Genomic DNA, 25,777 nt, shown 5'->3' on the forward strand with positions numbered 1-25,777 from the left:
TCCAGACCTGCTCGAAGAACGGTCCTTGGGATGCCAAACCCTTCCCTCCTCGATGATATATACAACCTCCCATCCCCTCTTTCTTAGGCTGGCGCCGATAAACCTCCGATGGCACCTCCAGGGAAGCCTCTCGGCGCAGAAGAAGACGGTCGTCTTCCCCTTTGCTATCTCCTCCAGTCTTTCCAGCCCTTGGTTGTACGAGGGGGTACCCACATAGGATTCATATCCCCCCCGGCGATAACCCCCCAGTTCCTTCCCCAGATAGACGTAATCTATCCTCTCTTCCTTTAGAAAACGGGTAAGTTCCGCTTGTTGGAAATGGGGAAACCGACTCTGGGGAAAACTCCTCACATCAGCAGCGACCGCTATATCGTAAGCCTTTAATATCCCCATGAATTCCTCAATGGTGCGGGTGCTCGTCCCCAGGGAATAGATCTTCATAAGACAGGTCAATCATCTCCCAGCTCTGCGGAGATCATCTTCACTATCACCTCCGGTGATTCCTCCCGCTCTACCAAGATGACCTCCCCAGACCTCCTCACCTTTATCTCCACCTTTCCCATCCTCAGGTTCTTCTTCCCCACCGTCAGGCGAAGGGGGATGCCGATGAGGTCCACATCCTTAAATTTCACCCCTGGCCGCTCATCCCTGTCGTCCAAAAGGACCTCTACCCCCTTCTCTAAGAGGGTACGGTAAAGGTCTTCTGCCGCCCCCATGACCTGGGCATCTTTGTTGTTGACAGGCAAGATCAGGGCATGAAAGGGGGCAATAGACATGGGGAAGATGATGCCGTTCTCATCGTGGTTTTGTTCGATGGCCGCCGCCACTGTTCTGCCCACGCCAATGCCATAACAACCCATGATCAGGGGCCTCTCTCTGCCCTCGGGGTCGAGATAGGTGGCCTCCATGACCTGGCTGTATTTGGTCCCCAATTTGAAGATATGCCCCACCTCGATCCCCTTGGATACCTGCAATCTCCCCGTACACCTGGAGCAGGGGTCCTCTTCCCTTGCCAGGCGGATATCCGCAAACTCATCTACCTGAAAATCTCTGCCTAGGTTGACGTTGATCAAATGGGCATCTGGTTCGTTGGCGCCGGTCACAAAGTTTTTCATCCCCTCCAGGGCGTAATCGGCGACAACCATCAGATCGAGCCCCACCGGTCCAGCAAAGCCCTTGGGGGCATGGGTGACATCAGCGATTACCTCATCCCTTGCCATCTGCAGCTGGGTCACCCCCAGCTGCCGGCGCAACTTCGTCTCATTGATCTCATGATCGCCCCTGACCAGGGCGGCTGTCACCCCTTTCTCCGTCTCAAAAATAATGGTCTTCACCAGCCTCTGAGGAGAGACACCGAGGAATTCGGCTACCTCCTCCACACTTTTTCTGGCAGGGGTCTCCACCCTTTCCAATCCTCTCATCTCCTCATCCGCCTCCTCCACAACCCTGCCCACCTCCGCCCGCTCCAGGTTGGCCGCATAGTCACATTCCCCACAACTCACGATGACATCTTCTCCTGTATCGGCCAAGACCATAAATTCATGTGAGAAACTCCCCCCGATGAGCCCTGTGTCCGCCTCCACCGCCCTGAACCTCAGGCCACAGCGCCGGAATATCCTCGTATAGGCATCGTACATCTGTCGATAGCTTCGCTCCGCACCCTCTTCATCGGCGTCGAAGCTATAGGCATCCTTCATGATAAACTCTCGAGCCCGAATCACCCCAAACCTGGGCCTGACCTCATCTCTAAACTTGGTTTGGATCTGGTAAAGGGTTAGGGGGAGTTGACGATAGGACCTTATCTCCCGGCGGGCGAGATCCGTGATCACCTCCTCGTGGGTGGGACCGAGGCAATACTCCCGTTCGTGTCTGTCCTGTAGCCTGAGTAGCTCCCTTCCGTATTGGTCCCAGCGACCGCTCTCCTTCCAGAGATCCGCCGGCATGACGCACGGCATCAACACCTCCTGGGCCCCTGCCCTGTTCATCTCCTCCCTGATGATCTGCTCCACCTTTTGCATGATCCGGACCCCCAGAGGGAGAAAGGTATAGATACCTGTGGTCAACTTTCTGATCATGCCGACCCGCAGCATCAGCTTATGGCTCACCACCTCTGCCTCCGCTGGCTCCTCCCTCAAAGTAGGCAATAGCAACTGGGAATACCGCATCCTTTTCCTCTCAATACGGGGTTACTTGACCCCCTGCCAGGGCCCTCTCCACGTCCTTCATGATCCTCACCGCCACCATCTGTAAGGCCCTACCCAACTCCAAAATCCTTCTCCACATCTCAAAACCCTTCTTTTTTGACTTGCATTCTATAAGCTATCGTTCTCTCCTGTCAACCATCAGCCACCCTACCCTGTCAGGCCTTTAAAAATAAAGGGCCCAGGATTCGAGGATTCAAGGGTTCAAGTGTTTGTTTTTCACTAGAATCCTGGACTCCTAAGCCCTTAGAACCCTTGTAGTTGGTTCATTGGATCCTCTCAATTCACCAACAAAATGGGAGAAGACCCAAATTAAAAAAGGAGATGGAAGGCCATCTCCCTTTTACATCTCCTTGGTGCCGAAGGCGGGATTTGAACCCGCACGGGAATAACCCACCACCCCCTCAAGATGGCGTGTCTACCAAATTCCACCACTTCGGCACTTTTATTGAACAAATTATATCCCAATTTGCCCCCTTTGACAAGTCCTTTTCCAATCACCTCCCCCTTGGGCCAGGGGCAGTAGGGACCTCTTGCTGCGGCACCTCATCCACCACCGTCTTGGTAGGGGGATGGCCGGCCATAAAGGCCAAGATAAGGGACGTAAGCATAAAAAAGACGGCCACCACGGTAGTGAGCTTGTTCAAAAAGCTGATCGGCCCTGCACTGCCGAAAATGGTCTGGCTGTAACCACCGCCAAAGGCCGATCCCATCTCGGCCCCTTTCCCCGTCTGTAAAAGGATGATCATAATCATAAGCACACAGACAAAGACGTGCAAACCAGTGAACATTCCCCACATGCGATTACCTCCTATCTTCTCTCAAATCTCACAATCCTGGCGAAGGATCCCGCCTCCAGACTGGCCCCTCCCACCAAGGCACCGTCGATGTCGGGCTGGGCCATCAATTCATCTATATTGTCCGGTTTGACGCTACCCCCATATTGGATCCTGATCACCTTTGCTAGCGCGGGGCTGAAGATATTACCCAAAAGCCCCCGAATGAAGGATTGTACCTCTTGGGCCTGCTCAGAGGAGGCCGTCCTTCCCGTCCCGATGGCCCAGATCGGTTCGTATGCGATCACAATTCGTCGGGCCGCCTCTGCGTTCACCAACTTCAAACCCTCCTTCACCTGCCTCTCCACCACCTTAAAGGTATCCCCCTGCTCCCTCTCTTCCAGGGACTCCCCCACGCAGATTATGGGATTCAGGTCATGGGAAAGGACCGCCTTCACCTTTTTGTTAACCGCCTCATCGGTTTCACCGAAGTATGCCCTCCTCTCAGAGTGGCCGATGATCACATATCGACACCCCACATCCCTCAACATGAAGGGGGATACCTCCCCTGTATAGGCACCCTTCTCCTCCCAAAAGACGTCCTGAGCGGCCAAGCCAATTCTTCCCCCTTTTAGGCGTTCGGCTACCGGGGCCAAGGCGACAAAAGAGGGGGCTACAACTACTTCTACCTCCTCCCATCTCCCCAGCTCCTCCTGAAAACGGGTCACAAAATCAATGGCCTCCCCCACGGTCTTGTGCATCTTCCAGTTCCCGGCTATGATCGGCTTGCGCATCCTCGACTCCTTATCAATATCTATCCAGAACGGCTATACCAGGGAGGGCCTTCCCCTCCAGAAGCTCAAGGGCCGCCCCCCCTCCAGTAGAGATATGGGTCACCTTCTCGGCCAAGCCCAAACCCCTGAGGGCAGCAACGGAGTCGCCACCACCCACAATGCTGACCGCTCCGGAGGCGACCACCGCCTTGGCCACCCCCTCGGTGCCTTTGGAGAAAGGCTCCATCTCAAATACCCCCATGGGGCCATTCCATACAATGGTCCTGCCACCCTTGATCACCTCGGAGAAGGCCTCTACGGTCTGAGGACCTATATCCATGGCCACCCAGCCGCTGGGGACCTCCTTGCTGGTGACCACCTTATGTTCAGCATCTGGGCTAAATTCCTTGGCCACCACATGGTCAAGGGGAAGACAAAGGTTCAAGCTGCGCTCTTTAGCCTCCTTCAGGATCCCCCTGGCCAATAATGCCTTATCCTCCTCTACAAGCGACCTACCCACCTCATACCCCCTGGATCTAAGGAAAGTATAGGCCATGCCACCACCGATGAGGAGGGCATCCACCTTGCCCATCAAGTTTTTGATCACCCCTATCTTGTCGGAGACCTTGGCCCCCCCTAGGATGGCGACAAAGGGACGTTGAGGGGAGGCCATGGCATGAACCAGATATTCTATCTCCTTCTTCATGAGAAACCCGCAGACCGCCACCTCCATATGATGGGCGATCCCTTCTGTGGAGGCATGGGCTCGATGGGCGGTACCGAATGCATCGTTGACATAGATATCCGCGAGATGGGCCAATTGTCTAGCGAACTCCGGATCGTTCTCCGTCTCCTCGGGGTGAAACCTTAGGTTCTCCAATAAAAGTACTTCTCCCTCTTTCATCTTCGCGACCAGGGATTCTACCTCTCCTCCGATACAGTCAGGGGCCATCATCACCTCTTGACCCAAAAGGGTCGAGAGACGACGAGCTACAGGGACAAGACTCATCTCCGGTACCACCTCTCCCTTAGGGCGTCCCAGGTGGGAGGCCAGAATCAACGTGGCCCCCTTCTCCATGGCATAATTAATGGTGGGAAGGGCGGCGGCAATCCTGGTATCATCCTTCACCTCGCCATCATCGCCCAAGGGTACGTTGAAATCGACCCGGATAAAGAGCCTTTTCCCCGTTATCTCTATCTCGTCGATGCATTTGATGGCCACTTTATCCCTCCTTTCGGGATCTATGCTTAAGAGGTAATGAAGCTAGCCAAATCCACCATCCTGGCAGAGTAACCCATCTCATTGTCATACCAGGCCAGGACTTTTACCATCCTCCCTTCGATAACAGTGGTGCTGAGGGCATCCACAGTGGAGGAGACCAGGGTCCCGTTAAAGTCCACCGATACCATAGGTTCTTCTGTATACCCAAGGATATCCTTAAGTTCACCTTCTGAGGCCCTTTTAAGGGCGGCATTTACTCCCTCTATACTCGTTTCCTTCTCCACCTCGGCCACCAGATCCACTAAGGAGACATTGGGGGTGGGAACCCTGATGGCCATTCCATCCAGTCTTCCCTTGAGCTGAGGCAAGACCAAAGAGACAGCGGCCGCTGCCCCGGTGGTGGTGGGGACCATGGAAAGGGCAGCCGCCCTGGCCCTGCGCAGATCCTTATGGGGGAGGTCCAAGATCATCTGATCAGTGGTATAGGCGTGGACGGTGGTCATCAACCCCCGCTGAATCCCGAAGTTATCAAGGAGGACCTTGGCCACGGGGGCAAGACAATTAGTGGTACAAGAGGCATTGGAGATGATGTGGTGCCTATTCGGGTCGTAATCCTGATGATTGACCCCCATGACAATGGTTATATCCGGTCCCTTTGCTGGGGCGGAGATGATCACCTTTTTCGCCCCAGCCTCCAGGTGCTTGGCAGCCTCGTCCCTTTCACGGAATAACCCCGTGCATTCCATGACGATTTCCACCCCCAGATCCCCCCAGGGGAGCTGGGCAGGGTCCTTTAAGGCCATTACCTCTATCTCCCTCCCATTTACGAGGATGGCATCGTCCTTTACCTGCACCTCACCGGGAAAAGGGCCATGAACGGAATCGTATTTTAGCAGGTGAGCCAGAGTCCGGGCATCCGTTAGATCATTGACCACAATGAAATCCATATCTACACCCATCCGTTGGGCGGCCCTGAGGATGGCCCGCCCAATTCTGCCAAAGCCATTTATCCCTACCTTAGCCCCCATCTTTTTACCTCCTCTCGGCCAAAAATAAAAACAGTATATCCTTTCACCATCATTCTTGAAACTCCTTGATCTCTTCTTCATCCCCCTCCACCAGCTTTACTTGCGGACCTTCCACCTCTGCCACCTCTCCTTCTGGTCCATAACTATAATAGACCTTTCCAGCGGCTATCTCCCTCAGGGCATTGACAATGGTCTTATTGTCGGTGTCCACCAACGGCCTCGCTCCCCTCATGAGCATCTTGGCCCTCTTGGCGGCCAGGACCACCAAGGCAAAGCGGTTCTCCACCTTCCTCAAACAATCCTCGACCGTTATCCTAGCCATATTCTCCTCCTCTCCCCTTTAATACCCTGGCGGTCTTACACCGCTCAGCTATTATGATAGAAGTAAGTTGTCTTGCAGCTTCCTCGATCTCCCTATTGATTACAATATAGTCGTACCAAGCCATTTGATCAAGTTCCTTTTGGGCATTTTGTAGACGAGCGTGAATCTCCTCCTCGGAGTCCCCCCCTCTGGCCCTCAACCTTTCCCCTAAGACCCTAAGGGACGGGGGTTGGATAAAGATGAGGACCCCATTTTTTAACTCCTCCCTTATCTTTCTCGCCCCCTGCGTGTCTATCTCTAAGATGAGGTCTTCCCCCCCCTGGAGCGTTTCCAAGTTGGCCCTAGGGGTTCCATATAAGTCCCCGTGCACCTGGGCCCACTCAATAAATTCCCCCTCTTTCACCATGTTAATGAACTCCCCACGGGATACAAAAAAGTAATCAATTCCTTCCCGTTCCCCTAGCCGGGGGGGCCTGGTAGTGTAGGAAATCGATAGGCCCACCCCAGCAAGCTGGGAGATCATCTTTTTCAAGAGGGTTGTCTTCCCGGCCCCCGAAGGGGCAGAGACAACAAAGAGGATTCCTCTTCTTGCCACTCTTTTTTCCCCACCTTTTAGTTCTATTCTACGTCCTCTCCAGCGGCCAACCTTTGTGCCACGGTCTCAGGTTGGATTGCCGACAGGATCACATGATCGCTATCGACGATGACAATGGATCTGGTCTTGCGCCCTTGGGACGCATCAACCAACTTGCCATTCTCCTTCGCGCTATCCTTCAACCTCCTCATGGGCGCCGAGCTGGGACTCACCACAGCTACTACCCTAGAGGCAACTACTACATTGCCAAAACCTACGTTCAACAATTTTGTCTTCATCTTTCCCCCCTTCTCATTCGATATTTTGTACTTGCTCCCTCATCCTCTCCAGCTCACCCTTTACCTCAATCACCTTGTGGGCGATTAAGGCATCGTTGGCCTTTGCTCCGATGGTGTTTATCTCTCTGTTCATCTCTTGGAGGATAAAATCCAACCCTCTCCCTACAGGTCCCTCCTCCCTCAGCTTGGTTTCGAACTGACGTAGGTGGCTCTCCATCCTGATTACCTCCTCGGAGATGTCGGAACGATCGGCGAAATAGGCCACCTCTTGGTAAAATCTTAGCTCATCGAAGTCGCTCCCCTCTAAAAGGACACGCAACCTATCCCGCAATCTCTCCCTATAGGCGTCGACCACAAAGGGGGCCCTGCTTTTGATCTCCTCCATCAGCTTTCTGATCTCCTCCAATCTACCCATCAGGTCCCCACATAGGATTTCTCCCTCCCTTTGCCTGGATTCATCCAAGGCCCGCAATGAGCGATCCATTACAGATGCTATCTCCTCCCAATAGAGCTCTGCGTTCTCCTCCACTTCAAGAAAGGGCAGGATCTCCTTCACCCCCGCTATATGATCCAAGGTCACCTCTCCTTTCAAGCCGAACCTTTCCTTTAACTTGTGTAAGAGGTGGATGTACTCTTCTGCCAAGTTCACATCTGCCTCCAAACGGTACCGGGGAACTAAGGAGGACGAGCGATCGATCCTCATGCTAAGGTCCACCCGCCCCCGAGAGACCCATGTTTTTAATAGATCACGAATCCTGGGCTCTAGGGAGAATAAGCCACGCGGGAGCCTGAACGAGATCTCCAGGTATTTATGGTTTAGGGACCTTATCTCCACAGCTACCTTCCCCAAAGGAAGATCCCCTTCTGCCAAACCATATCCGGTCATGCTCTTGGTCACCCTCCACCTCCCTTCAGTTCTTGCAAATACCTCCTTCTCACCTCGTTCAAGATCTCCCTTATCCCCGGCGAGGCGTAGTCCGGATAAGTCCACTCCAGAGGCCGAAACTCTCCCTTTTGATAGACTAGGGTGAGGTCTGCATAGATCCCCTCCCCCAAGTAAGGACGATGAGTATAACCCTTCGTAGTGGCCAAAATCAAGTGTTCTGCACAGATATACCCAGGATCGATGTTTATCCTCCTTCTTCCCTCGACGGCGAAGGTCTCCTCTACCTCATTAGTCTCCCTCTTGATCCTCACCAAGGATTCTCTGGGGATCATGGGACGAAAGGTGATAAACCTCCTAAACAGCCCTTCTCCCATCTCTGCGGTATAATAGCCAGTGAGGCCAAAGGGGAGGACATCGCTCTTAAAATCAACCTCCCCATACCTCTGCGCCGCTACCTCCATGGCCTGGTGCAGCAGCAAATCATCGGAGGTGATGAGGCTCATGATCAGTTTTACCGGCTTAGGTACCCCTATCTTCCCCATGGGAGTGCCTAAAATAAAGGTTCTTCTCTAAAAGAGTTGCCCAAAAAGATCCAAGGATTTATCTCATAGGGTTCCAGGGGTCTAGTGGTCTAGGGTTCTAGTGAAATACAAACCCCTTGAATCCTCGAATCCTTGAACCCTGATTGAAGGTTGATCCCTTGAATCATATCACTTTCATTAATTAAATTGGAGAAGAAACAAAATAAATAAAGAACTCTTTATTCCCTTTAGGACCCCGGAGGGGCGACTCCATTACCCCCCGTGGGGTCAAGCCCATGTCTTCAGCGAAGCTCAAGATCTTCTCCACCACCTGCTGGTGTTTCTCTATGTCTCTCACTACACCACCTCTGCCCACCTCCCCCTTTCCAACCTCAAACTGTGGTTTTAGCAAGGTCAATAGCTCCCCCCCCCTTCTCAGAAAAGAAAGGGTAGGGGGAATGACCAATTTCAGGGAGATAAAGGAGCTATCGATGACGGCTAGATCTACTTCCTCCCCCACCTCCTCCCAGCTCAGATGACGGATGTTGTGGCGCTGGAGATTGATCACCCGGGGGTCCTGCTGTAGCTTCCAGGCCAATTGTCCGTACCCTACGTCTACGGCATAGACCCGTCGGGCACCCCTTTGCAGGAGGCAGTCGGTAAAACCTCCTGTAGACGCCCCCACATCCATGGCCACCTTTCCCTGAGGGTTGATGCTGAAAAACTCCAGGGCCTTCTCCAGCTTTAGACCTCCCCGGCTTACATAAGGCTGGGGGTCATGGGTGATACGGATGACCGCCTCAGGACAGACCAAAGTGCCTGCCTTATCCTCCCTTTGTCCATCGACCAAGACCGCCCCTGCCAGGATAAGGGACTTCGCCCTCGCCCTGCTTGGGGCCAACCCCATTTCAACCAACACCTTATCAAGCCTCTCCCTTCCCATTTCTCAACAACATCCTCACCTCCTGGGCGATCCCCTCCGGGTCAAGACAGTACTTCTCTCTCAATACGTCCTGAGGGCCATGTTCCACAAAGAGCGCCGGGATGCCGAGGCAGCGTACCTTGGGAGGGGAACAACCCTCCTCATAGAGGAACTCCAGGACAGCGCTGCCGAAGCCACCGGCCACCACATTCTCTTCTACCGTGATCAGGACCTTATGCCCCCTCACCAGAGAGTTTATTAGTTCCCCGTCCAGGGGGACCACGAACCTGCTGTTGACCACCGTCACCCCTATCCCTTCCCCCTCCAGGATCTCTGCCGCCTTTAAAGATGGATAGACAGTGGAGCCGATGGCCAAGATGAGGGCATCGCTGCCCTCACATAGGATCTCTCCCCTGCCAATCTCCAGAGGTTCAATTCCTGCCCCCAACGGCACTCCATACCCTTTTCCCCGAGGATACCGAAAGGCGATGGGGCCATCTTTATATTGTATAGAGGTCAACAACATCCGACGCAGCTCATTTTCATCCTTGGGTGCCATCAGCACCATATGAGGGATATGGCGCAAGAAGGAGAGGTCAAATAGGCCATGATGGGTGGGACCGTCCTCCCCCACTATCCCCCCCCTGTCCATGGCAAAGACCACGGGGATCCTTTGGAGACAGACGTCGTGGATAATCTGGTCATAGGCCCGCTGCAAAAAGGTGGAATAGATGGCCGCCACGGGACGCATCCCCTCTAGGGCCAATCCAGCAGCGAAGGTCACCCCGTGTTGTTCGGCGATCCCTATATCATAAAAACGCTCGGGAAACCTCTTGGAAAATTCCGCCAACCCTGTCCCCAGAGGCATGGCAGCTGTTATAGCCACAATCCTTTCATCCTCCTCGGCCAACTCCACCAAGGTCCTGCCAAAGACCTCGGTGTACGTGGGGGGGGAGGGGTTGTTATAGATCCTGCCCGTCTCTTTCTCAAATCTCCCCACCCCATGGAACAAGGCGGGGTTTTCCTCGGCGGGGGGATACCCTTTTCCTTTTTTGGTGACCACATGGACCAGGATAGGTCCATCCAGCTTCCTGACGTTCCGAAAGGTCTCGACGAGATGCTCGAGATGGTGTCCCTGCAAAGGGCCGAAATATTTGAACCCGAGCTCCTCAAAGAAGATACCAGGTACCATCAACCCCTTCAACGCCTCCTCGGCCTGTTTTACGAATTTGAAGACGGACTTACCGATGCCGGGGATCTCCTGTAAAAAGTTCTTGAGGTCCTCCCGAAAACGGTTGATCCGTTGCCCGGTCATAATTCTATTGAGATAGGTGGATATGGCCCCTACACTCCTGGAGATGGACATCTCATTATCATTCAACACCACCATGAGATCCCGTCCCTGTTCCCCTGCACAATTAAGGGCCTCAAAGGCCATGCCCGCCGTCAATCCCCCGTCCCCAATGACGGCTACCACCTTGAAATCCTCCCCGCGCAGATCCCTGGCCTCCGCAATCCCCACAGCCGCAGAGATGGAGGTACCGCTGTGACCAGTGCCAAAGGGGTCATATATACTCTCCTCCCTCTTCGGGAAACCACTGATACCTCCATGCTGTCTCAAGGTCTTGAACTCCCTCTTTCTGCCAGTGAGCAACTTATGGGCATAGGCCTGGTGCCCCACATCCCAGATCAGCCTGTCCTTCGGGGTATCGAAGACATAGTGCAGCGCCAAGGTCAATTCCACCACCCCCAGGCTCGGGGCCAGGTGACCTCCTGTCCGAGAGCAGATGGAGATGATCTCCTCCCTGATCTCTTGCGCCAAGACAGGGAGGTCCTCTCTCTTTAACCTCCTCAAATCCTCTGGTGAATCAATGCTATCGAGAATCCTCGCCATCTCCTCAGTCTGCTAAGACCTCCTCTCCAAGATAAAGCGGGCGATACCCCTCAGGGGGTCTGCCTTGTTGTCGAATATCTCCAGGGCCGTAAGGCCCCTCCCAATGAGTTCTTTTGCCTTGGCCTTGGACCTTTTCACCCCTATGAAGGCGGGATAGGTAACTTTTCCCCTTTCCTGATCCACTTTAACCTTTTTGCCCAAATCTGCCTCATCCCCCTCCACATCCAGGATATCATCCATTATCTGGAAGGCCAGACCAATACCCTCCCCATATTGGGTGAGGGCTGCCATCTCCCTCTCCCCAGCCCCCCCTAACCACCCCCCAGTTCGGACAGAGGCGATGATGAGGGCCCCTGTCTTGTGTAGATGGATCCACTGCACAGTGGCAAAATCCACCTCTTTCCCCTCAGATTCTACATCGACCACTTGTCCTCCTACCATCCCCTGCACCCCTGCTGCCCCTGATAATTCATTGATCACCTGGATAACCATCCCACTGTCCAAATCCTCCATGAACTGCGGTCTGGTCATCAAACCGAAGGCCTCGGTCAAGAGGGCATCTCCGGCCAAGATGGCCAAGGCCTCCCCAAAGACACGATGGCTGGTGGGCTTGCCGCGCCGATAATCGTCGTCATCCATGGCCGGGAGGTCATCATGGATCAAGGAATAGGTATGGATCATCTCCAAGGCACAGGCGTAAGGGATGATTCTATCACCCTCCCCTTCCAAGGCCTCATAGGCAGCGATGGCGAGGATAGGGCGCAACCTTTTGCCACCCGCAAAGATGCTGTAGCGCATGGCCCTGTATAAAGAAGAGGGGTATTCAGTTTCAGAGGGGAGGAACTGCTCCAGGGCAGTATCTATTTGCAACCGCTTCTCCCTGAGATAATCCCTGACATCCATCTACTCCTCATCCCCCTCACTGGGCTCAAAGGGCTGGGGCACCATCTTCCCCTCCTCATCTTTGAGGAGTATCTCCACCCTCCTCTGCGCCTCATCCAGCTTTTTGTGGCAATATCGGGAGAGTTTAACCCCTTCCTCAAAGAGCCCTAAGGCCTCCTCCAGGGGTAAATCTCCCCTCTCCAAGCGATTCACTATCTCCTCCAGCTCCTTCAATGCCTCCTCAAAACCCTTTTCACCCATAATCTTCACTCTCCCATAAACCCTCATGAGGGTTTATCCTCAACCCCATCCGTAAAAATACTGCAATCATTCCTTCGGCCTTCCGTTGAGAGGGTTTCACCCCCTCAAACTCCCCCAACAAGTCTTTGACATGTCTCTGCACAGGAAATCACCCGCACCCCCTAAAAAGAAAATTCCTTATTGGGGGTTTCAGGGGGTTAAGACCCCTTGAAGTAAGCTCAGAAACAGATAAAGGCCGAAATTGCCTAAAAGCTCAATTTTACCGTGGATGAGTTTCACGGTAACCTCAATAAGGAAAAGGGATCTATCCTCGCCCCCATCAATCGCATCCCCCAATGAAGGTGTGGCCCTGTCACCCGCCCAGTGGCCCCCACCAGGCCTATGACATCACCTACCTTTACCTTTTCCCCCTCTCTCACCCAGATCTCAGCCAAGTGCATGTAAATAGAATATAAACCAAAACCATGGTCTATTATAAGGGTCTTCCCGCATAAGTACAACTCATGGGAAAAGACCACTATACCATCGTTGCATGAGCCCACCTCGCTCCCCAAAGGGGCCCCTATATCCACCCCGCTATGGGGGGAACGGGGCTTCCCGTTAAGGATCCTGCGCAGACCAAAGGCGCCCGTTATCGGCCCATCCACAGGCCTAATAAAAGGATAGTGCCAAAACTTCTCCTGCCGGATCCTGAGCAAGATCTCCTTGACCTTTCTATTCTCCTCCAGGACCCTTCTCAAGATCTCCCCCTTCAACTCCACCATCTCCTTGGGTAGCGTAAGCCTTTGAACTCCGAACTCCCCCTTCCGCACTTTCACCTGAAAAACCCCCTCAAAGGGTCTTCCTTCGAGGTCGTCTACCCTCACCCTGAGGGGATGCAGGCCTGGGGAGGTGGCCAGATCCACCCCCACTATACCTGCAAGGCCGCTCCCTTCCCGTTCATAGAAGAAGATAGGGGTCCCATCTAAGTCACCCTCGATGGAGGAAACCTCTGTCTCGGTCTTCACCTCCACGTAGAGGGCCTCCCCTTGTCTCAATTCCAGAGGAGACCAATTGACCTGGACCCATCCCCCCCCATAACAGGGAGAAACAAGGAGAGCAAAGAAGGCAACCCACCATAGCGGAATACGCAGCAACCCCCTCATCCCTTGCCCTGCACCCGGCAGATGATCTCACCTCGATGTAGCCTCACCTCCACCATACCCTTTACCTCTACCTCTTGGACATCCCTGAGGATCATACCATCCGGAAGGCGCCTGGTGATGCTATATCCCCTCTTCAAGATGGCCAGGGGACTCATGGCATCCAACCTGGCCACCTCCTTTTCCCATCCCTTCCTTTTGGAACTTAAGATATTACAGATGCCCCCTATCACCCCCCTGGTCCTTTGTCTGAAGCCATCCCGGAGGGATTCTATCTCATGCAAGGGGTCCTGGGAGAAGAAGAGATGGGAAACCCCCTCGGCCCTCTCCCTGTTCTCCCTCCAGGTCCTGAGCACAGCGGTGGCGAGACGACCCCAGCACTCATCCAGTCTCAGACGGAACTCTTCCATCCTCCGGCGAGGATCCTTGACCCTCCCCTCTGCTCCTCTCACCTCCTCCCTTTTGCGGTTGAGGAGGTGATCCATCTCCCTTTCCATCCTTTCCTCTAGGTCATCGATCACCCTGAGCAGATCCCTCTTCTCTCGCACCACCATCTCCGCTGCCGCTGATGGGGTGGGGGCGCGCATATCCGCCACAAAATCGGCAATGGTGAAGTCGGTCTCGTGCCCTATTGCCGAGATGACAGGGACAGGGGAGTGAAAGATGCCCCTAGCCACCACCTCATCGTTAAAGGCCCATAGGTCCTCCAAAGACCCTCCTCCTCTGCCCACGATGATGACATCCACCTCCCCTTCTTCGCCGAGGTACCCAATCCCCTGAGCGATCTCCTCCGCTGCCCCCTCCCCCTGAACCTTAACAGGGTAGAGGACCACCCCTATATTCTCAAACCTCCTGTGCAAAACATTCAATATATCCCGGATGGCTGCCCCCGTTGGGGAGGTGACGATCCCGATCTTCCTGGGCAGAAGCGGAAGGGACCTTTTACGGGCCTCATCAAAGAGCCCCTCCTTAGCCAGCCTCTCCTTCAATTGCTCAAAGGCGAGCTGCAGGGAACCTATCCCTTTTGGCTCCACGTAGTCAAGGATTAACTGATATTCCCCCCTCTTCTCATAGATCCCCACCCTCCCCCAACAGACCACCTGCAGGCCATCCTCCAGGTCAAAGCGCAGGTAACGAACCTGCATCTTGAAGATCACCGCCCTGATCTGGCTGTTTTCATCCTTCAGGGTGAAATAGAGATGCCCTGAGGGGGGACACCTCAGGTTGGAGATCTCCCCCTCCACCCATACCTCGTCGAAATGGGTCTCCAAAAGGTCCTTGATCCCCGCGGTGAGCTGGCTTACTGTCAGGATTCTCCTCTCGAACAGATCCATTCTTCACCTCAATTTAATTTTTGAATTATATCAAATTATCTTGATCTTTTAAAGCGAAAACTCGCTCTTACAGGGAAAAATCGGTTCTTCTCCAAAAAAGTTGCCAAGAAGGCCAGAGATTCAACCCAAGAATGACGTTTGAAGCCTTTCAAGACAGCAGGCTTGACTTGGTGAGGGAGCTGTACTATTGTCTCAGAGACAGAGCATCAAAAGGAGGGACCTGTGGAATATGAGGCGGTCATCGGGTTGGAGGTCCATGCCCAACTGCTGACCACGAGCAAGATCTTCTGTAGATGCAGCGCCGCCTTCGGCGGTGAACCCAATACCCACACCTGTCCTGTCTGCACAGGTATGCCCGGATCACTCCCCGTTTTAAACAGGAAGGCGGTGGAGTTTGCCATCAAGATGGCCCTAGCCACCAACTGTGAAATCGCCTCATACAGCCTCTTTGCCCGAAAGAACTATTTTTATCCCGATCTGCCCAAAGGCTATCAGATCTCCCAATATGAACTTCCCCTCGCCACCAAGGGATATGTGGAAATCCCTACCGCAGATGGGGGGAAAAAGCGGGTGGGAATCACCCGCATCCACATGGAGGAGGATGCGGGAAAGCTCTTTCACGATGAAGACGGGCCTTTCAGCTATGTCGATTTCAACAGGACTGGCGTACCCCTGCTGGAGATCGTGAGCGAACCTGACCTTCGCTCCCCCCAGGAGGCTGCCGATTACCTGCGGCTGTTGCGAGCAACCCTACAGTACCTGGAGATATGCGACGGGAATATGGAAGAAGGGAGTTTTCGTTGTGACGCCAACGTCTCCGTCAGGCCCGCAGGCGCCCAGACCCTGGGGACCAGGACCGAGGTCAAGAACATGAACTCCTTCCGCAATGTGGAGAGGGCCCTGGCCTATGAGATAGAGAGACAGAAAAAGGTCCTCGAGGGAAGGGGAAAAGTGATTCAGGAGACCAGGCTGTGGGATCCACAGAAGGGGATCAGCGATGCCATGCGGTCAAAAGAGGAGGCCCACGATTATCGCTACTTCCCGGACCCTGATCTCGTTCCCTTGACCATCTCCCCGGAATGGATAGAAGAGGTGAAAAAGGGGCTTCCAGAGCTCCCCTTAGAGCGCAAAGATCGTTTCGTCCGACAGTACAAGATACCTGAGTACGATGCCGGGGTTATCACCTCCTCCAAGGCCCTGGCCGATTACTACGAAGAGTGTGTGAGGCTCTTCCCTGAGCCCAAACAGGTGAGTAACTGGATCATGGGCGACCTTCTGCGCTTCTTAAAAGAGGATGACAAAGAGGTGGAAGATTGCCCCCTTGCCCCTCAACAGTTGACCGAGATGCTGGGCCTCATCAAGAAGGGGACCATCAGCGGCAAGATAGCCAAGACCGTCTTTGAAGAGATGTATAAAACAGGCAAAGGGGCGAGCCAGATCGTCAAGGAACAGGGCCTGGTTCAGATCACCGACGAAGATGCCTTAACGAAGATGGTGGAAGAGGTCCTCGAGAGTCATTCCAAGGAGGTGGAGGCGTATAAAAAGGGGAAAGAGAAGCTCTTTGGATTCTTTGTCGGACAGGTAATGAAGGTCACCCAGGGCAAGGCCAACCCTCAACTTGTTAATGAGATATTGAAGAAGAAATTGAGCTAGTCATTCAACCCTTCCACGCTTTATACCCTGAAATTTAGCAAAACGCAAAAAATACTTGACAATACGGATTTTTTCTATGCAGTATACCAGTAGTAAAATAGATAAAAATCTTATTCTGTATTTAAGGTATAAGACAGAAATATTTCTATACAATCAATAGTTAGGTGCAAAAAATAACCATGATCTCAATTTCACCACAAGAATTCGAGGTCTTGTTACCCCTGGCATGTGCGTGGGCGCAAGAACAGGAAAGGCTGATTTTAGAAAAAGGAGTAGAACTGACAGACGACCAGATGGCTGATGCAAGATCCATAGGGGTCACATTTCCTGAACGTGTTCGTCTTCTCGAGGTCAAGCAGATCCCTATGCCCGAGCACCCCGGGCTGCGTGCAGCCGCTCAAGAAACCGGGCTGATCTCTCCGGAGGCGGCTGGCCTGACGCTGCGCCATGGCATTTATATTCGCTCCTATTCCTGGGATGTGCGCAGCCTAGTAGCTCATGAATTGGTACATGTCAAGCAGTATGAACAACTCGGTGGGTTTACGCCCTTTCTCAGGAAATATTTATGGGAGTGTCTAACGATTGGCTATCCAGACGCACCGATGGAACAGGAAGCAAGATCAATTGAAGAAAAGTTTTACACCTATTCTCTATGATACCTTTGATAAGATGCAGGACCTTCAGCATTGGCCTGGGTTGACGGAGCGCGCGAACTAAGATAGAGTTCACCTAAATTCCACCTAACTGAATGTGTAAAGATGTTTTGGGTCCACTTTGCTATAGCTGCTGTTATCATAATTGGTGCGGGGTATAAGCTATCCCACTATGGCGCCCAGATCGCAAAGAGAACCGGGATCAGCCGAACCTTTCTGGGAATTATCTTGTTCTCGACCATAACCTCTCTCCCGGAATTGACCGTTTGCATAACCTCTGCCTCTGTGGTCGGAGCGCCGGACTTGGCTGTTGGCAACGTCTTCGGGAGTAATCTCTTCAACCTCCTTCTGATCGCAGTCCTTGATATCGTTCAGGGAAAGGGGGCGATCCTCGACCGCCTCTCCACGGGCCATGTCCTTGCTGCCAGCATCGGAATTTTGCTTACGGGGCTTGCCATCCTCTGCATTGGCCTTGGATTGAGTTTCAACCTGCGATTTATGGGACTTGAAAGCATCATCTTGATCCTGCTCTATGTGATGGGAATAAAAATTCTATATCGCCACGAGATCCTTGGATCGCCAAAAGGGATCCCTAAAGTCCAAAAATCGGCGGAGATTGAAGGGGGGAAATCCGTTTACATCTTTTTTGCCATCGGCGCTATTGCTATCGTAGGCGCTGGCCTCTGGCTTTCGGTCACGGCCGACGCCATTGCACAAGCGATGGGTTGGGACCGGTCCTTTGTTGGAAGTTTTATGCTGGCCGTTGTAACATCTCTTCCGGAACTCGCGGTGGGGATTCCTCTGGTCAGAATGGGGGCTCTTGATATGGCCATCGGAAGCCTCTTGGGTAGCAATATCTTCAACATTGCCATCATCCCCGTGGCCGATATCTTTTTCACCCGAGGGGCCATATTGGCCAATGTCTCACAGAACCATATCCTGACGGCTGTCTTGGGGATCGTCATGACCAACATTGTCATCATAGATCTCATCTATAGAGCTAAGAAAGTCCCCTGGCGGGTGAGTTGGGGATCCATCTCCATAATCAGCCTCTATCTCTTGGGGAGCATTACCCTTTTCAAGCTGGGAATTCGCTAATTCGGGGACACCATACTAATTTGTTGACTTTGTAATTCTGCTGGGATAGTTGTATTTTACGGTAAGAATCGCACGGGTCGTGGCCCCAGGTTTTCCCCACTACATAACGCAACGCGGAAATCGTCGACAGGAGACTTATTTCTGCGATGAAGATTATCAGACATATATAAACCTTATGTCTGAATGATGCGTCCTCTGCAACGTTGAAGTATGGGCCTATTGTCTGATGCCGAACCATATACATTTGGTTGCAGTACCGGAATCGGAAGATGGTTTGCGCCGGGCGATCGGAGAAGTGCATCGTCGGTACATAAGACGGATAAACTTCCGTAGGGCTGGAGGGGACATCTTTGGCAAGGGAGGTTTGCCTCATATATCATGGATGAAAGATATTTACTTGCATGTGTTCGCTATATTGAGATGAATCCAGTGAGAGCCGGGCTTGTGAGGGAACCAGGAGAATGGCCCTGGAGTAGTGCATTGGCACACATATCCGCTCATGACGATAAACTTGTAAAGGTTACCCCTTTGCTTGAAATGATAGGAGATACGTGGAAAGATTTCTTAAATGTAGCAATACGGGAAGAAGAAATAGCGGAAATGCGAAAACATGAAAAGACAGGTCGTCCACTTGGCGGTGAAGGTTTTGTAGAGAGTTTGAAGAATACGCTCGGTCGCATTCTGAAACCGAAAAAGGCAGGTAGAAAACCAAAGAGCAAGAAGAAATAGGTATGGTGTCCCTCTATTCCCCCCGAAAGTGGAAAACGAATTTCGTGAAGCCCTATTTTAGATCTGCAAATCCTTCGCATAGGTGTATGAGATGAGCCGTGAATTCGGGGTTTCTAGGTATCCTTTTTCATCGTGCGAGAAGTCCGATATCTTTTTTGCACTCCAGCCTTTAAAATGTTCCTTAACTGATGCGAGTATCTTCAGCTCAGTGTCTGAAAAAAGCGCAAGATCAGGCTTTCCCTCAGCAACAAGTCTTTCACCTATAACATCATTAGGATAATAAACTTCCTCTACCCTCAGGGCACCTTCTTCGATGAGCAATGCCAGGTAATGGTTCCAATTATCCGGGGCCGGTCCATAGGGGATGCGCGCATATCGTGAGCCGGTTATAGATAATGTATACTCCTTGCAGTGCTTAAAGTCTGCATAGAAGAGGTGCTTATTCAAGACGGTTTTTAATATGCTGTCCTTGCAAAAGTACAGAATGGCATTGATCAGTTTTGATAATTCAAACTTCCGATATCCGCTTAATTCATCTGCCTCGTATTTTCCGAAACGCTCCTCATAAATCCTCTCAAACGAATACGTTTCTTCCTCTTCACTTCTCAATTGTTCCATGAGGCGATGTCTTTTCTCTTCAGGCAGAACATCCGGGTTCTCCTCAATGAGGCGCAAAAGGTTGTGCGGCTCCGCAGCGAGGTGCAGGGTCTTTTCATGGGCATCGTCTTGGAGTGCCCCGTTTTCATAACGACTCAGGGTAGCACCACCCCACCCGAGAAGTCTGCTCATCTCGTTTTGCGTAAGACCGTGCCGTTTTCGCAAGGCTTTGATCTCTTCAGGCTGCAGCATGCTGTGCCGCCGACGGTATTCCCGATACGCCTTGTCCAAATGATCATCATGAGAGCCGGGATCTTCAAACTCTTCGCAGCATTCCAGACACTTGTAGTACTCCACTTCAACGGGAATAGACTCTCCCCGCACAACTACGTCTTCCGTGGCGTGAATTAACTCAAGCTCCGTCTGTTTTTCACAGTTTGGACAAATTCCTTTCATGGTTATCCCTCCTTTCCTCTCACTTATCCCTGCAGGGAAAACAAAGTGGATACTCAGCAATATGGAACGATAGACACTTTGCGAGTTTGACGTCAGAGACTTGCGTTATCTTGAGCTTGATATAAACTTCTTTCCCCTCTATGACCTAACCAAATTCCCAAACTTCTCCTGGCCGATTTGTGTCCGGTTTTGGCCCATCGCAGTAATCCTCAACAGAAAGGCTTAGGATTACGTCGATACAATTTCTTTTGGTCAAGCCCAACTGTGCCATCGACTGCATATTCTTGCGTCGATCGACAATGTCAACCCCACGACCAGCCGTGGCGATTTGCTTAAGCTCTCGTAAGAACTGGCGTATCGCTTCCTTTTTCTCCTCATCCAATATGCGAATTCCCTTTCCTCTCATCCATACCTTTAGAATTATATATCATATGATAAATTTGTCAAGCTTAATTTATCAAAAAATATAATATGAACCTATTTTTCTTCCTTTAAATTTTTCTCCCTTTTTTGTTGTTTGAAAGCAAGGCGCATTATCGTATAATGAACCTCGCCATTTTTTGATTAACTAAGTTTATGTCTCTATAACACAAGGAGGAGTTCTTATGAAAACCAAAACTTTCAGCATCCTTGGGGTAGCATTTTCCCTTATTATCTTTTTCATCTGTGTATCTTCCACCACCCTTAACACTCAACCGCAGCCACCCTTAGGGGCGGGGGCCCAGTAGTGGGATACCGTACATCGATGTCCATAACCACCTCGCCGGACGGTTTGGCTCTCGCTCAGGATTTGGGGTGCGAGTTTACTTTCATTCCAAATTAAGGTAACATTCGTTTCGAACCAAAATAAGGAGGGAACCAATGACAAAAAGAAAGTGGAGCATCGGTTTGCTACTCCTCGTTTTCATTCTTCCGCTCCTGTGGGGATGCCCATACGACTCAGAAGTCCCCTTGAGCAAGAGCAGCAAGGCAAAAATCGATAAGGAGCTTTTAGGTGAATGGAAATTTGCAGATGAGAAAGAACAGGAGTCGGGCACGATAAGTATCCGCCAGTTCAATAACCATGAGCTCGTGATCTATATGTTGGTTGAACACAAGTCGAAAGGGGGAGAAATAGAGTGTGAGATATACAGAGCCTTTGTGACCGTTATTAAGGACGAGAAATTCCTGAATGTTCAAAAGATTGGAATGTTCAAAGAAAGCAAAGAAAGCTGGACGATTGTAAACTACGTTCTCTCTGGGGATACCTTTAAGAACCGATTGGTCGACGACAAGCTCTTTAAAAAGCTTAAAAAGCCCATTACCTCATCGAGAGCGCTCTACAGGTTTGTTAAGCAAAACCTGCACAACAAAGATCTCTATGATGGCGGTTTCCAAGTCTTGAAACGTGTCACGCAGTGAATTCCGAGGGTCTCGGAACAATCACGGGGACGGTTTGATTATGCTGCAACCTGAAAAGAAATGGGGACACGTATGTGGGTTTTCATGTCATGAAAGAGGGCTCGTTTTCTCAAAAGGGCAACAGAGAAAAAAGCAAAGTAGTCAACAATGTCTCCTTCTTTCCTTCAAAGCATTTCATGTCAAAGGCACACACCCGCATGGATGATCTCCAGGGCATTCCGGGTATCGGTCCTCGCATGACGCGAGGCCTGAGGGATCTTGGCTTTCACCGCGTTGAAGACCTACGCAATCAGGACCCCGAGCGCATGTATAAAGATCTCTGTGAACTTCGCGGTACTCATATAGATAGGTGTGTCCTGTATGTATTTCGTTGTGCAGTGTACTATGTCAGTAATGCAAGACACGAACCGGAACTATTGAAGTGGGGGAGTTGGAAAGATAAAAAGAGATCGGCAAGCTAATATTGTGCTGCATCTGAGCTGCATTTTGCTGACGTTTATGGCTGCTTCCCTCATTTCTTATTCAAGCTTAAACCCCTTCTCAATAAAAAGCCTCAAGCAGGCATCTACCACCTCAGGATCATAAAGAACACCCCTATTCTGCGAGATTTCCTCTAATGCGCTATCTATCCCGTGAGCCGGTCGGTATGGGCGATGAGATGCCATGGCCTCAACAACATCAGCCACAGCTAAGATTCTTGCCTCTATGGTAATCTCTTCACCCGAAAGGCCTTGAGGATATCCAGAACCATCCATCCTCTCGTGATGTTGATGTACCATTTGGGCAATGGGCCATGAAAATTCTATGGTCTTCAGTATATCGTAACCGATCTGGGGGTGAGTTTTGATTATCTTGAATTCGATTTCGGTCAACCGCCCGGGCTTACTGAGAATTTCAGCAGGTATATATATCTTTCCAATATCATGGATAATTGCAGCCATGCGGATTCCCTCAACCTGTTCTCCTGAAAGGCCTATCTCTTTGGCTATGGCACAGGCAAGATTGGCGACCCGCTGTTGATGACCAGCAGTATAAGGATCCCTCGTTTCAACTGCTGAGGCCAAGGCATTGACCGTCTGCTCCAAGACTCTCTTTAATTTTTCAAAGCTTTGTTGAAGTTCTTCCTCAGCCCGCTTGCGCTCGGTTATATCGCGGTTGACCCCGACTGTAGCGATTATGTTGTTGCGTTCATCGCGCAGCGGCACGACGATCGACTCGCATACCCCCTCGGTTCCGTCCTTGCGGATGAAGTTAATCTCACCGGACCAGCGCCCATCGCGTAGCGTCCCGTCGACAATCCTCGTCGTCAGCACACCAGTAGTCTTGCCCAACACCTCATCTTTGATATACCCGAACATCCTCTCCGCTGCCGGGTTCCAGTCAATGATGCGGCTTTCCAGATCTGTCACGATGATGCCGTCGTGCATATTCTCAAAAATGAGTGCCTGTCGACGCAATTCGTCCTCTGCTCGCTTGCGTTCGGTGATATCGGACAACATCACAATGGTCCTACCATCATCTAACAAGGTCGGCCTAAGCTCTATCTCCCTGACCTCCCCATCTTTACAAACCACACTGAATATCCTATCAACCCCCCTTTGGGCAAAATCGCTCTTCCATGTCTCGATGACTCTCCGCCTATATTTTGGGTCTGGATAGGCCTTATGAAACCACTCCCTTCCGGTGGGGACGTCCTCCAGGGTATAACCAGTGATGACGGTGAATTCAGGATTGATGTAGAGATATTTCCCATCCTTATCGATCAAGACCACCCCATAGGGTGCCTTTTGCAGGATGGAGAAAAAGGTCTCCCTCTCCTTTTGCAATAACTCCTCTGTCCGTTTGCGCTCGGTGATGTCTTCTCCAATGCCCAAGATCCCAATCACATTGCCGTTCTCATCGAACCTGGGGGTAGAGGTCAAACTGATCCAAATCTTGCGCCCATCTTTTGTTACTTCCCTAATCTCGCAACTTATCCCCTTTTGACTCTTCAATATGAAGGATCTGACCTCTTCTACTGACTCTTTCGTATCCCCTTCATCATCGGGGTATAATATGTCTATCTTATGGTGACCGATTATCTCTTCGGCTTTGTATCCAAATATGTTCTCAGCCCCTTTATTCCAGAATAGAACATTGCGCTCCAGATCGGTAGATATGATAGAAATAAAGGAAGAACTATCCAATATGTTACTCAAAAATATGTTCGTCTCCCGCAGTTCTTCCTCCTCCTGCTTGTGCTCAGTTTCTGCCCTTTCCAATTCGGCAACCCGTTGGCGCATTTCAACCAATTCATTTATAAGTTGCTCTTTTGTCTTATCTTTATCTTTCATCTTGTGTGTCTCCCAAATAGGTAGCAATTTAATTGGGGGCCTTTCCTTTTCCCGTAGATATTTCTCTGAATTTCCTGTGTCTTCATTTTGCCCTACAATCTATCCTAAAAAGAACACTTATGGCAACCGTATTTTAAAGGCCGTGGGTTTAGACACGTGGAAAGATGAAAATTGAGGAGACCTTTAAACTCTCCTTACCCGGTCTTTGTAGCGGACAATGGATGGTCATATAAAAGAAGGTAATCTTCGCCTAGCAAGAACCCCCTAACTTTTTAGAGTGCCTTGGGATATTTCGGGATAGGAAAGGCCTGCACAAAAAAGGTCGTGGTATAATATACCCAGAAATTCTGCAAAACGGAAGAAATATTTGACAATACGGATTTTTTCTGTATAATAGAATTGACAGAAATCTTATTCTATATACCCAATAGTTGGTTCATTAAGGCGTGTTGACAAAATTATAAGTCGTACATTTTACATTTGGAACAGGAAGCAATACCAGTTGCAGAAAGGATTTGCACCCAACCACTTGCTGAGAAACTAAAGGAGGCTAGGTCCTGATTTTTAAATTAACTATAAACAAGAGGAGGTGAGAACATGTCTGATGGATTAGATGTTATTATCGTCGATGACGAACCAAATCTATGTGAAGTGATCGCAGAGACCATCCGGAGATTTTATACATGGGGTGAGGTCATTCCCTTTACAGATGTCGATGAGGCAATATCGCATTGTCTAGGTCGTGATACCGGCATTGCCATATTCGTATTAGATGTATTTCTTGGCGAAAAAAGTGGATTTTATTTTCTTGATGCCATTGAGAAAAAATTTCCCTCAGCTCATGAAGACACGATAATGATCACCGGATACGCCAGTGATGATGTGGTAAATATGTGCGTGGCTTCGGACGTTAACCATTTACTGGAAAAACCGATTAAACCATACGCATTGCAACTTGCGGTTAGGGCCATAGTGGGGAAATACCTGAAATTTGCCAAGAAGCTCCTGCGAGATCCAGCCTTTGCCGAGAGCGTGGCAAGATTTTAACATGATCTGCCAGTACTACCGGTACGTTCGTAAGTAAAGGTACGAAACGTTCATAATATTTTGACATTTTAACGAAGGGGTCGGACCAACAATTCTTCGCACCCCTCAACCCTTACATGGGTTTTCCTTCACCCCCACAAATGAAAATACAGGAACCTTGGGACGGCCTTGAGTTGATGGTTCACGGTCAGTGGTCTCGGTGGTGCAAGGAAAACTTTTGCATCCCCAACTCCCCCAAGTCGTTTGACAATACCCTATCTCTTACTTATGATAGAAAAGGCGTTTGAATTCCTTAAGAATACGGTTGGAAGGTGTTTCCTAAGACCATAGAGTGGAAGGGCGACAGGGTCTTCATCCTCGATCAGAGGAGATTACCCGAGGAGGAAGTCTATTTAGAGTGCCCTGATGTCGCCACAGTGGCCGAGGCCATCAGGACCCTGGCCATCAGGGGGGCGCCGGCCATCGGGATCGCTGCGGCTATGGGCTTCGCCCTAGGGGCGTTGAGGATAGAGGAAAGGGATTTCCCCTCCTTTTTTCGCGAATTGCTCTCCGTTTGCGATACCCTGAGACAAACCCGGCCCACGGCCGTCAATCTCCGTTGGGCCCTGCAGAGGATGAAGAGAGTATGTGAGGCAAACAAGGAGACGCATGTGGAGGTAATCAAGGAGCGTCTGGTCATGGAGGCCCTCGCCATATTGGAGGAGGATATAGAGAGCAACAAAAGGATAGGGGAGATAGGAAAGGACCTCATCCAAGATGGCGTCACCATCTTG

Annotated in this window: 27 protein-coding genes, 1 tRNA gene and 1 pseudogene; 8 read left to right on the top strand and 21 right to left on the bottom strand. The window is 51.1% G+C overall.

All coding sequences use genetic code 11. The features are described 5' to 3' along the window. The 18 genes from JRI46_06295 to JRI46_06380 form a co-directional block, all read right to left on the bottom strand. Nucleotides 1-441, bottom strand: a 441-nt coding sequence (locus JRI46_06295; protein ID MBW2039193.1) for a DUF488 domain-containing protein, incomplete at its 3' end; no start/stop codon positions are given. Nucleotides 442-449: 8 nt separating this feature from the next. Then, nucleotides 450-2,165: a proline--tRNA ligase gene (locus JRI46_06300; protein MBW2039194.1), complete on the bottom strand. Its 1,716-nt coding sequence runs from the start codon at nucleotides 2,163-2,165 to the stop codon at nucleotides 450-452. Nucleotides 2,166-2,555: 390 nt separating this feature from the next. Then, nucleotides 2,556-2,642: transfer RNA gene (locus JRI46_06305), tRNA-Leu, on the bottom strand. Between the two features lie 56 nt (nucleotides 2,643-2,698). After that, nucleotides 2,699-3,001 carry a preprotein translocase subunit SecG gene (secG, locus tag JRI46_06310; GenBank protein ID MBW2039195.1) on the bottom strand — a complete coding sequence of 101 codons (303 nt, stop codon included), beginning with the start codon at nucleotides 2,999-3,001 and terminating at the stop codon, nucleotides 2,699-2,701. A gap of 11 nt (nucleotides 3,002-3,012) precedes the next feature. Further along, nucleotides 3,013-3,771, bottom strand: coding sequence for a triose-phosphate isomerase (locus tag JRI46_06315; GenBank protein ID MBW2039196.1), 759 nt, complete (start codon nucleotides 3,769-3,771; stop codon nucleotides 3,013-3,015). 13 nt (nucleotides 3,772-3,784) lie between these two features. Further along, entirely contained in the window at nucleotides 3,785-4,972 is a 1,188-nt protein-coding gene (locus JRI46_06320) for a phosphoglycerate kinase (protein MBW2039197.1), read from the bottom strand. Nucleotides 4,973-4,998: 26 nt separating this feature from the next. After that, nucleotides 4,999-6,000: a type I glyceraldehyde-3-phosphate dehydrogenase gene (gap, locus tag JRI46_06325; GenBank protein ID MBW2039198.1), complete on the bottom strand. Its 1,002-nt coding sequence runs from the start codon at nucleotides 5,998-6,000 to the stop codon at nucleotides 4,999-5,001. A 49-nt stretch (nucleotides 6,001-6,049) separates the two neighbouring features. Continuing rightward, nucleotides 6,050-6,322, bottom strand: coding sequence for a DNA-directed RNA polymerase subunit omega (locus tag JRI46_06330; GenBank protein ID MBW2039199.1), 273 nt, complete (start codon nucleotides 6,320-6,322; stop codon nucleotides 6,050-6,052). Next, a complete protein-coding gene (gene gmk / locus JRI46_06335; GenBank protein ID MBW2039200.1) occupies nucleotides 6,315-6,917 on the bottom strand; it encodes a guanylate kinase in 603 nt (200 codons plus the stop codon). The genes JRI46_06330 and gmk overlap by 8 nt, the downstream gene beginning before the upstream one ends. 23 nt (nucleotides 6,918-6,940) lie before the next feature. Further along, nucleotides 6,941-7,195, bottom strand: a complete 255-nt coding sequence (locus tag JRI46_06340) for a DUF370 domain-containing protein (protein MBW2039201.1) — start codon at nucleotides 7,193-7,195, stop codon at nucleotides 6,941-6,943. A gap of 13 nt (nucleotides 7,196-7,208) precedes the next feature. Next, the gene (locus tag JRI46_06345; GenBank protein ID MBW2039202.1) at nucleotides 7,209-8,093 is read right to left on the bottom strand and encodes a YicC family protein; all 885 of its coding nucleotides are present in this window, start codon (nucleotides 8,091-8,093) and stop codon (nucleotides 7,209-7,211) included. Then, entirely contained in the window at nucleotides 8,090-8,623 is a 534-nt protein-coding gene (locus JRI46_06350; protein MBW2039203.1) for a DUF4416 family protein, read from the bottom strand. The genes JRI46_06345 and JRI46_06350 overlap by 4 nt, the downstream gene beginning before the upstream one ends. A 181-nt stretch (nucleotides 8,624-8,804) precedes the next feature. Then, entirely contained in the window at nucleotides 8,805-9,545 is a 741-nt protein-coding gene (locus JRI46_06355) for a TlyA family RNA methyltransferase (GenBank protein ID MBW2039204.1), read from the bottom strand. Next, nucleotides 9,526-11,418, bottom strand: coding sequence for a 1-deoxy-D-xylulose-5-phosphate synthase (locus JRI46_06360; protein ID MBW2039205.1), 1,893 nt, complete (start codon nucleotides 11,416-11,418; stop codon nucleotides 9,526-9,528). Before JRI46_06360 ends, JRI46_06355 begins: the two co-directional genes overlap by 20 nt. 12 nt (nucleotides 11,419-11,430) lie before the next feature. Further along, nucleotides 11,431-12,321 (bottom strand): polyprenyl synthetase family protein, encoded by an 891-nt coding sequence (locus tag JRI46_06365; protein MBW2039206.1) that lies wholly within the window; start codon nucleotides 12,319-12,321, stop codon nucleotides 11,431-11,433. Then, a complete protein-coding gene (gene xseB, locus JRI46_06370; GenBank protein MBW2039207.1) occupies nucleotides 12,322-12,561 on the bottom strand; it encodes an exodeoxyribonuclease VII small subunit in 240 nt (79 codons plus the stop codon). A gap of 275 nt (nucleotides 12,562-12,836) precedes the next feature. Next, complete coding sequence (locus tag JRI46_06375; protein ID MBW2039208.1) at nucleotides 12,837-13,706, bottom strand: M23 family metallopeptidase; 870 nt, start codon at nucleotides 13,704-13,706, stop codon at nucleotides 12,837-12,839. Further along, complete coding sequence (locus tag JRI46_06380; protein MBW2039209.1) at nucleotides 13,703-15,037, bottom strand: exodeoxyribonuclease VII large subunit; 1,335 nt, start codon at nucleotides 15,035-15,037, stop codon at nucleotides 13,703-13,705. The genes JRI46_06375 and JRI46_06380 overlap by 4 nt, the downstream gene beginning before the upstream one ends. Nucleotides 15,038-15,259: 222 nt before the next feature. Between JRI46_06380 and gatB the strand changes: the two genes are divergently transcribed. The 4 genes and pseudogenes from gatB (at nucleotide 15,260) to JRI46_06400 (ending at nucleotide 19,170) form a co-directional block, all read left to right on the top strand. Beyond that, entirely contained in the window at nucleotides 15,260-16,690 is a 1,431-nt protein-coding gene (gatB, locus tag JRI46_06385; GenBank protein MBW2039210.1) for an Asp-tRNA(Asn)/Glu-tRNA(Gln) amidotransferase subunit GatB, read from the top strand. A gap of 179 nt (nucleotides 16,691-16,869) precedes the next feature. Continuing rightward, a complete protein-coding gene (locus tag JRI46_06390) occupies nucleotides 16,870-17,346 on the top strand; it encodes a hypothetical protein (protein MBW2039211.1) in 477 nt (158 codons plus the stop codon). Between the two features lie 102 nt (nucleotides 17,347-17,448). After that, a complete protein-coding gene (locus tag JRI46_06395; protein MBW2039212.1) occupies nucleotides 17,449-18,441 on the top strand; it encodes a sodium:calcium antiporter in 993 nt (330 codons plus the stop codon). A gap of 49 nt (nucleotides 18,442-18,490) precedes the next feature. Then, nucleotides 18,491-19,170: pseudogene (locus JRI46_06400) on the top strand (transposase). Between the two features lie 57 nt (nucleotides 19,171-19,227). Here JRI46_06400 and JRI46_06405 read toward each other — a convergent pair. Together JRI46_06405 and JRI46_06410 are read right to left on the bottom strand one after the other, a co-directional pair. Next, nucleotides 19,228-20,223, bottom strand: a complete 996-nt coding sequence (locus JRI46_06405; GenBank protein MBW2039213.1) for a DUF4065 domain-containing protein — start codon at nucleotides 20,221-20,223, stop codon at nucleotides 19,228-19,230. A 145-nt stretch (nucleotides 20,224-20,368) separates the two neighbouring features. After that, entirely contained in the window at nucleotides 20,369-20,629 is a 261-nt protein-coding gene (locus JRI46_06410; protein ID MBW2039214.1) for a hypothetical protein, read from the bottom strand. 455 nt (nucleotides 20,630-21,084) lie between these two features. Between JRI46_06410 and JRI46_06415 the strand changes: the two genes are divergently transcribed. Together JRI46_06415 and JRI46_06420 are read left to right on the top strand one after the other, a co-directional pair. Further along, on the top strand, nucleotides 21,085-21,624 hold the full coding sequence (locus JRI46_06415) for a hypothetical protein (GenBank protein MBW2039215.1): 540 nt from the start codon (nucleotides 21,085-21,087) through the stop codon (nucleotides 21,622-21,624). Between the two features lie 176 nt (nucleotides 21,625-21,800). Continuing rightward, entirely contained in the window at nucleotides 21,801-22,085 is a 285-nt protein-coding gene (locus JRI46_06420) for a pathogenicity locus (protein MBW2039216.1), read from the top strand. Nucleotides 22,086-22,142: 57 nt separating this feature from the next. Here JRI46_06420 and JRI46_06425 read toward each other — a convergent pair whose 3' ends face one another. After that, nucleotides 22,143-23,957: a PAS domain S-box protein gene (locus tag JRI46_06425; GenBank protein ID MBW2039217.1), complete on the bottom strand. Its 1,815-nt coding sequence runs from the start codon at nucleotides 23,955-23,957 to the stop codon at nucleotides 22,143-22,145. A gap of 597 nt (nucleotides 23,958-24,554) precedes the next feature. On the opposite strand from JRI46_06425, the gene JRI46_06430 reads away from it, so the two are divergent. Next, the gene (locus JRI46_06430) at nucleotides 24,555-25,004 is read left to right on the top strand and encodes a response regulator (GenBank protein ID MBW2039218.1); all 450 of its coding nucleotides are present in this window, start codon (nucleotides 24,555-24,557) and stop codon (nucleotides 25,002-25,004) included. A gap of 311 nt (nucleotides 25,005-25,315) precedes the next feature. Continuing rightward, nucleotides 25,316-25,777 (top strand): S-methyl-5-thioribose-1-phosphate isomerase (locus JRI46_06435; protein MBW2039219.1); only part of this gene is annotated, 462 nt, incomplete at its 3' end.

The sequence above is a fragment of the Deltaproteobacteria bacterium genome, assembly GCA_019308925.1.
Classification (GTDB): Bacteria; Desulfobacterota; B13-G15; order B13-G15; family RBG-16-54-18; genus JAFDHG01.

Bases quoted from the DNA above. Each gene is read 5' to 3' on its own strand.
- JRI46_06355 (MBW2039204.1), bottom strand. From the start codon at position 9,545: ATGGGAAGGGAGAGGCTTGATAAGGTGTTGGTTGAAATGGGGTTGGCC.
- JRI46_06395 (MBW2039212.1), top strand. From the start codon at position 17,449: ATGTTTTGGGTCCACTTTGCTATAGCTGCTGTTATCATAATTGGTGCG.
- gap (MBW2039198.1), bottom strand. From the start codon at position 6,000: ATGGGGGCTAAGGTAGGGATAAATGGCTTTGGCAGAATTGGGCGGGCC.
- xseB (MBW2039207.1), bottom strand. From the start codon at position 12,561: ATGGGTGAAAAGGGTTTTGAGGAGGCATTGAAGGAGCTGGAGGAGATA.
- JRI46_06380 (MBW2039209.1), bottom strand. From the start codon at position 15,037: ATGGATCTGTTCGAGAGGAGAATCCTGACAGTAAGCCAGCTCACCGCG.
- JRI46_06375 (MBW2039208.1), bottom strand. From the start codon at position 13,706: ATGAGGGGGTTGCTGCGTATTCCGCTATGGTGGGTTGCCTTCTTTGCT.
- JRI46_06300 (MBW2039194.1), bottom strand. From the start codon at position 2,165: ATGCGGTATTCCCAGTTGCTATTGCCTACTTTGAGGGAGGAGCCAGCG.
- JRI46_06365 (MBW2039206.1), bottom strand. From the start codon at position 12,321: ATGGATGTCAGGGATTATCTCAGGGAGAAGCGGTTGCAAATAGATACT.
- secG (MBW2039195.1), bottom strand. From the start codon at position 3,001: ATGTGGGGAATGTTCACTGGTTTGCACGTCTTTGTCTGTGTGCTTATG.
- JRI46_06425 (MBW2039217.1), bottom strand. From the start codon at position 23,957: ATGAAAGATAAAGATAAGACAAAAGAGCAACTTATAAATGAATTGGTT.
- JRI46_06405 (MBW2039213.1), bottom strand. From the start codon at position 20,223: ATGAAAGGAATTTGTCCAAACTGTGAAAAACAGACGGAGCTTGAGTTA.
- JRI46_06420 (MBW2039216.1), top strand. From the start codon at position 21,801: ATGTCAAAGGCACACACCCGCATGGATGATCTCCAGGGCATTCCGGGT.
- JRI46_06360 (MBW2039205.1), bottom strand. From the start codon at position 11,418: ATGGCGAGGATTCTCGATAGCATTGATTCACCAGAGGATTTGAGGAGG.
- JRI46_06350 (MBW2039203.1), bottom strand. From the start codon at position 8,623: ATGGGGAAGATAGGGGTACCTAAGCCGGTAAAACTGATCATGAGCCTC.
- JRI46_06415 (MBW2039215.1), top strand. From the start codon at position 21,085: ATGACAAAAAGAAAGTGGAGCATCGGTTTGCTACTCCTCGTTTTCATT.
- JRI46_06410 (MBW2039214.1), bottom strand. From the start codon at position 20,629: ATGAGAGGAAAGGGAATTCGCATATTGGATGAGGAGAAAAAGGAAGCG.
- JRI46_06330 (MBW2039199.1), bottom strand. From the start codon at position 6,322: ATGGCTAGGATAACGGTCGAGGATTGTTTGAGGAAGGTGGAGAACCGC.
- JRI46_06390 (MBW2039211.1), top strand. From the start codon at position 16,870: ATGATCTCAATTTCACCACAAGAATTCGAGGTCTTGTTACCCCTGGCA.
- JRI46_06340 (MBW2039201.1), bottom strand. From the start codon at position 7,195: ATGAAGACAAAATTGTTGAACGTAGGTTTTGGCAATGTAGTAGTTGCC.
- JRI46_06430 (MBW2039218.1), top strand. From the start codon at position 24,555: ATGTCTGATGGATTAGATGTTATTATCGTCGATGACGAACCAAATCTA.
- JRI46_06315 (MBW2039196.1), bottom strand. From the start codon at position 3,771: ATGCGCAAGCCGATCATAGCCGGGAACTGGAAGATGCACAAGACCGTG.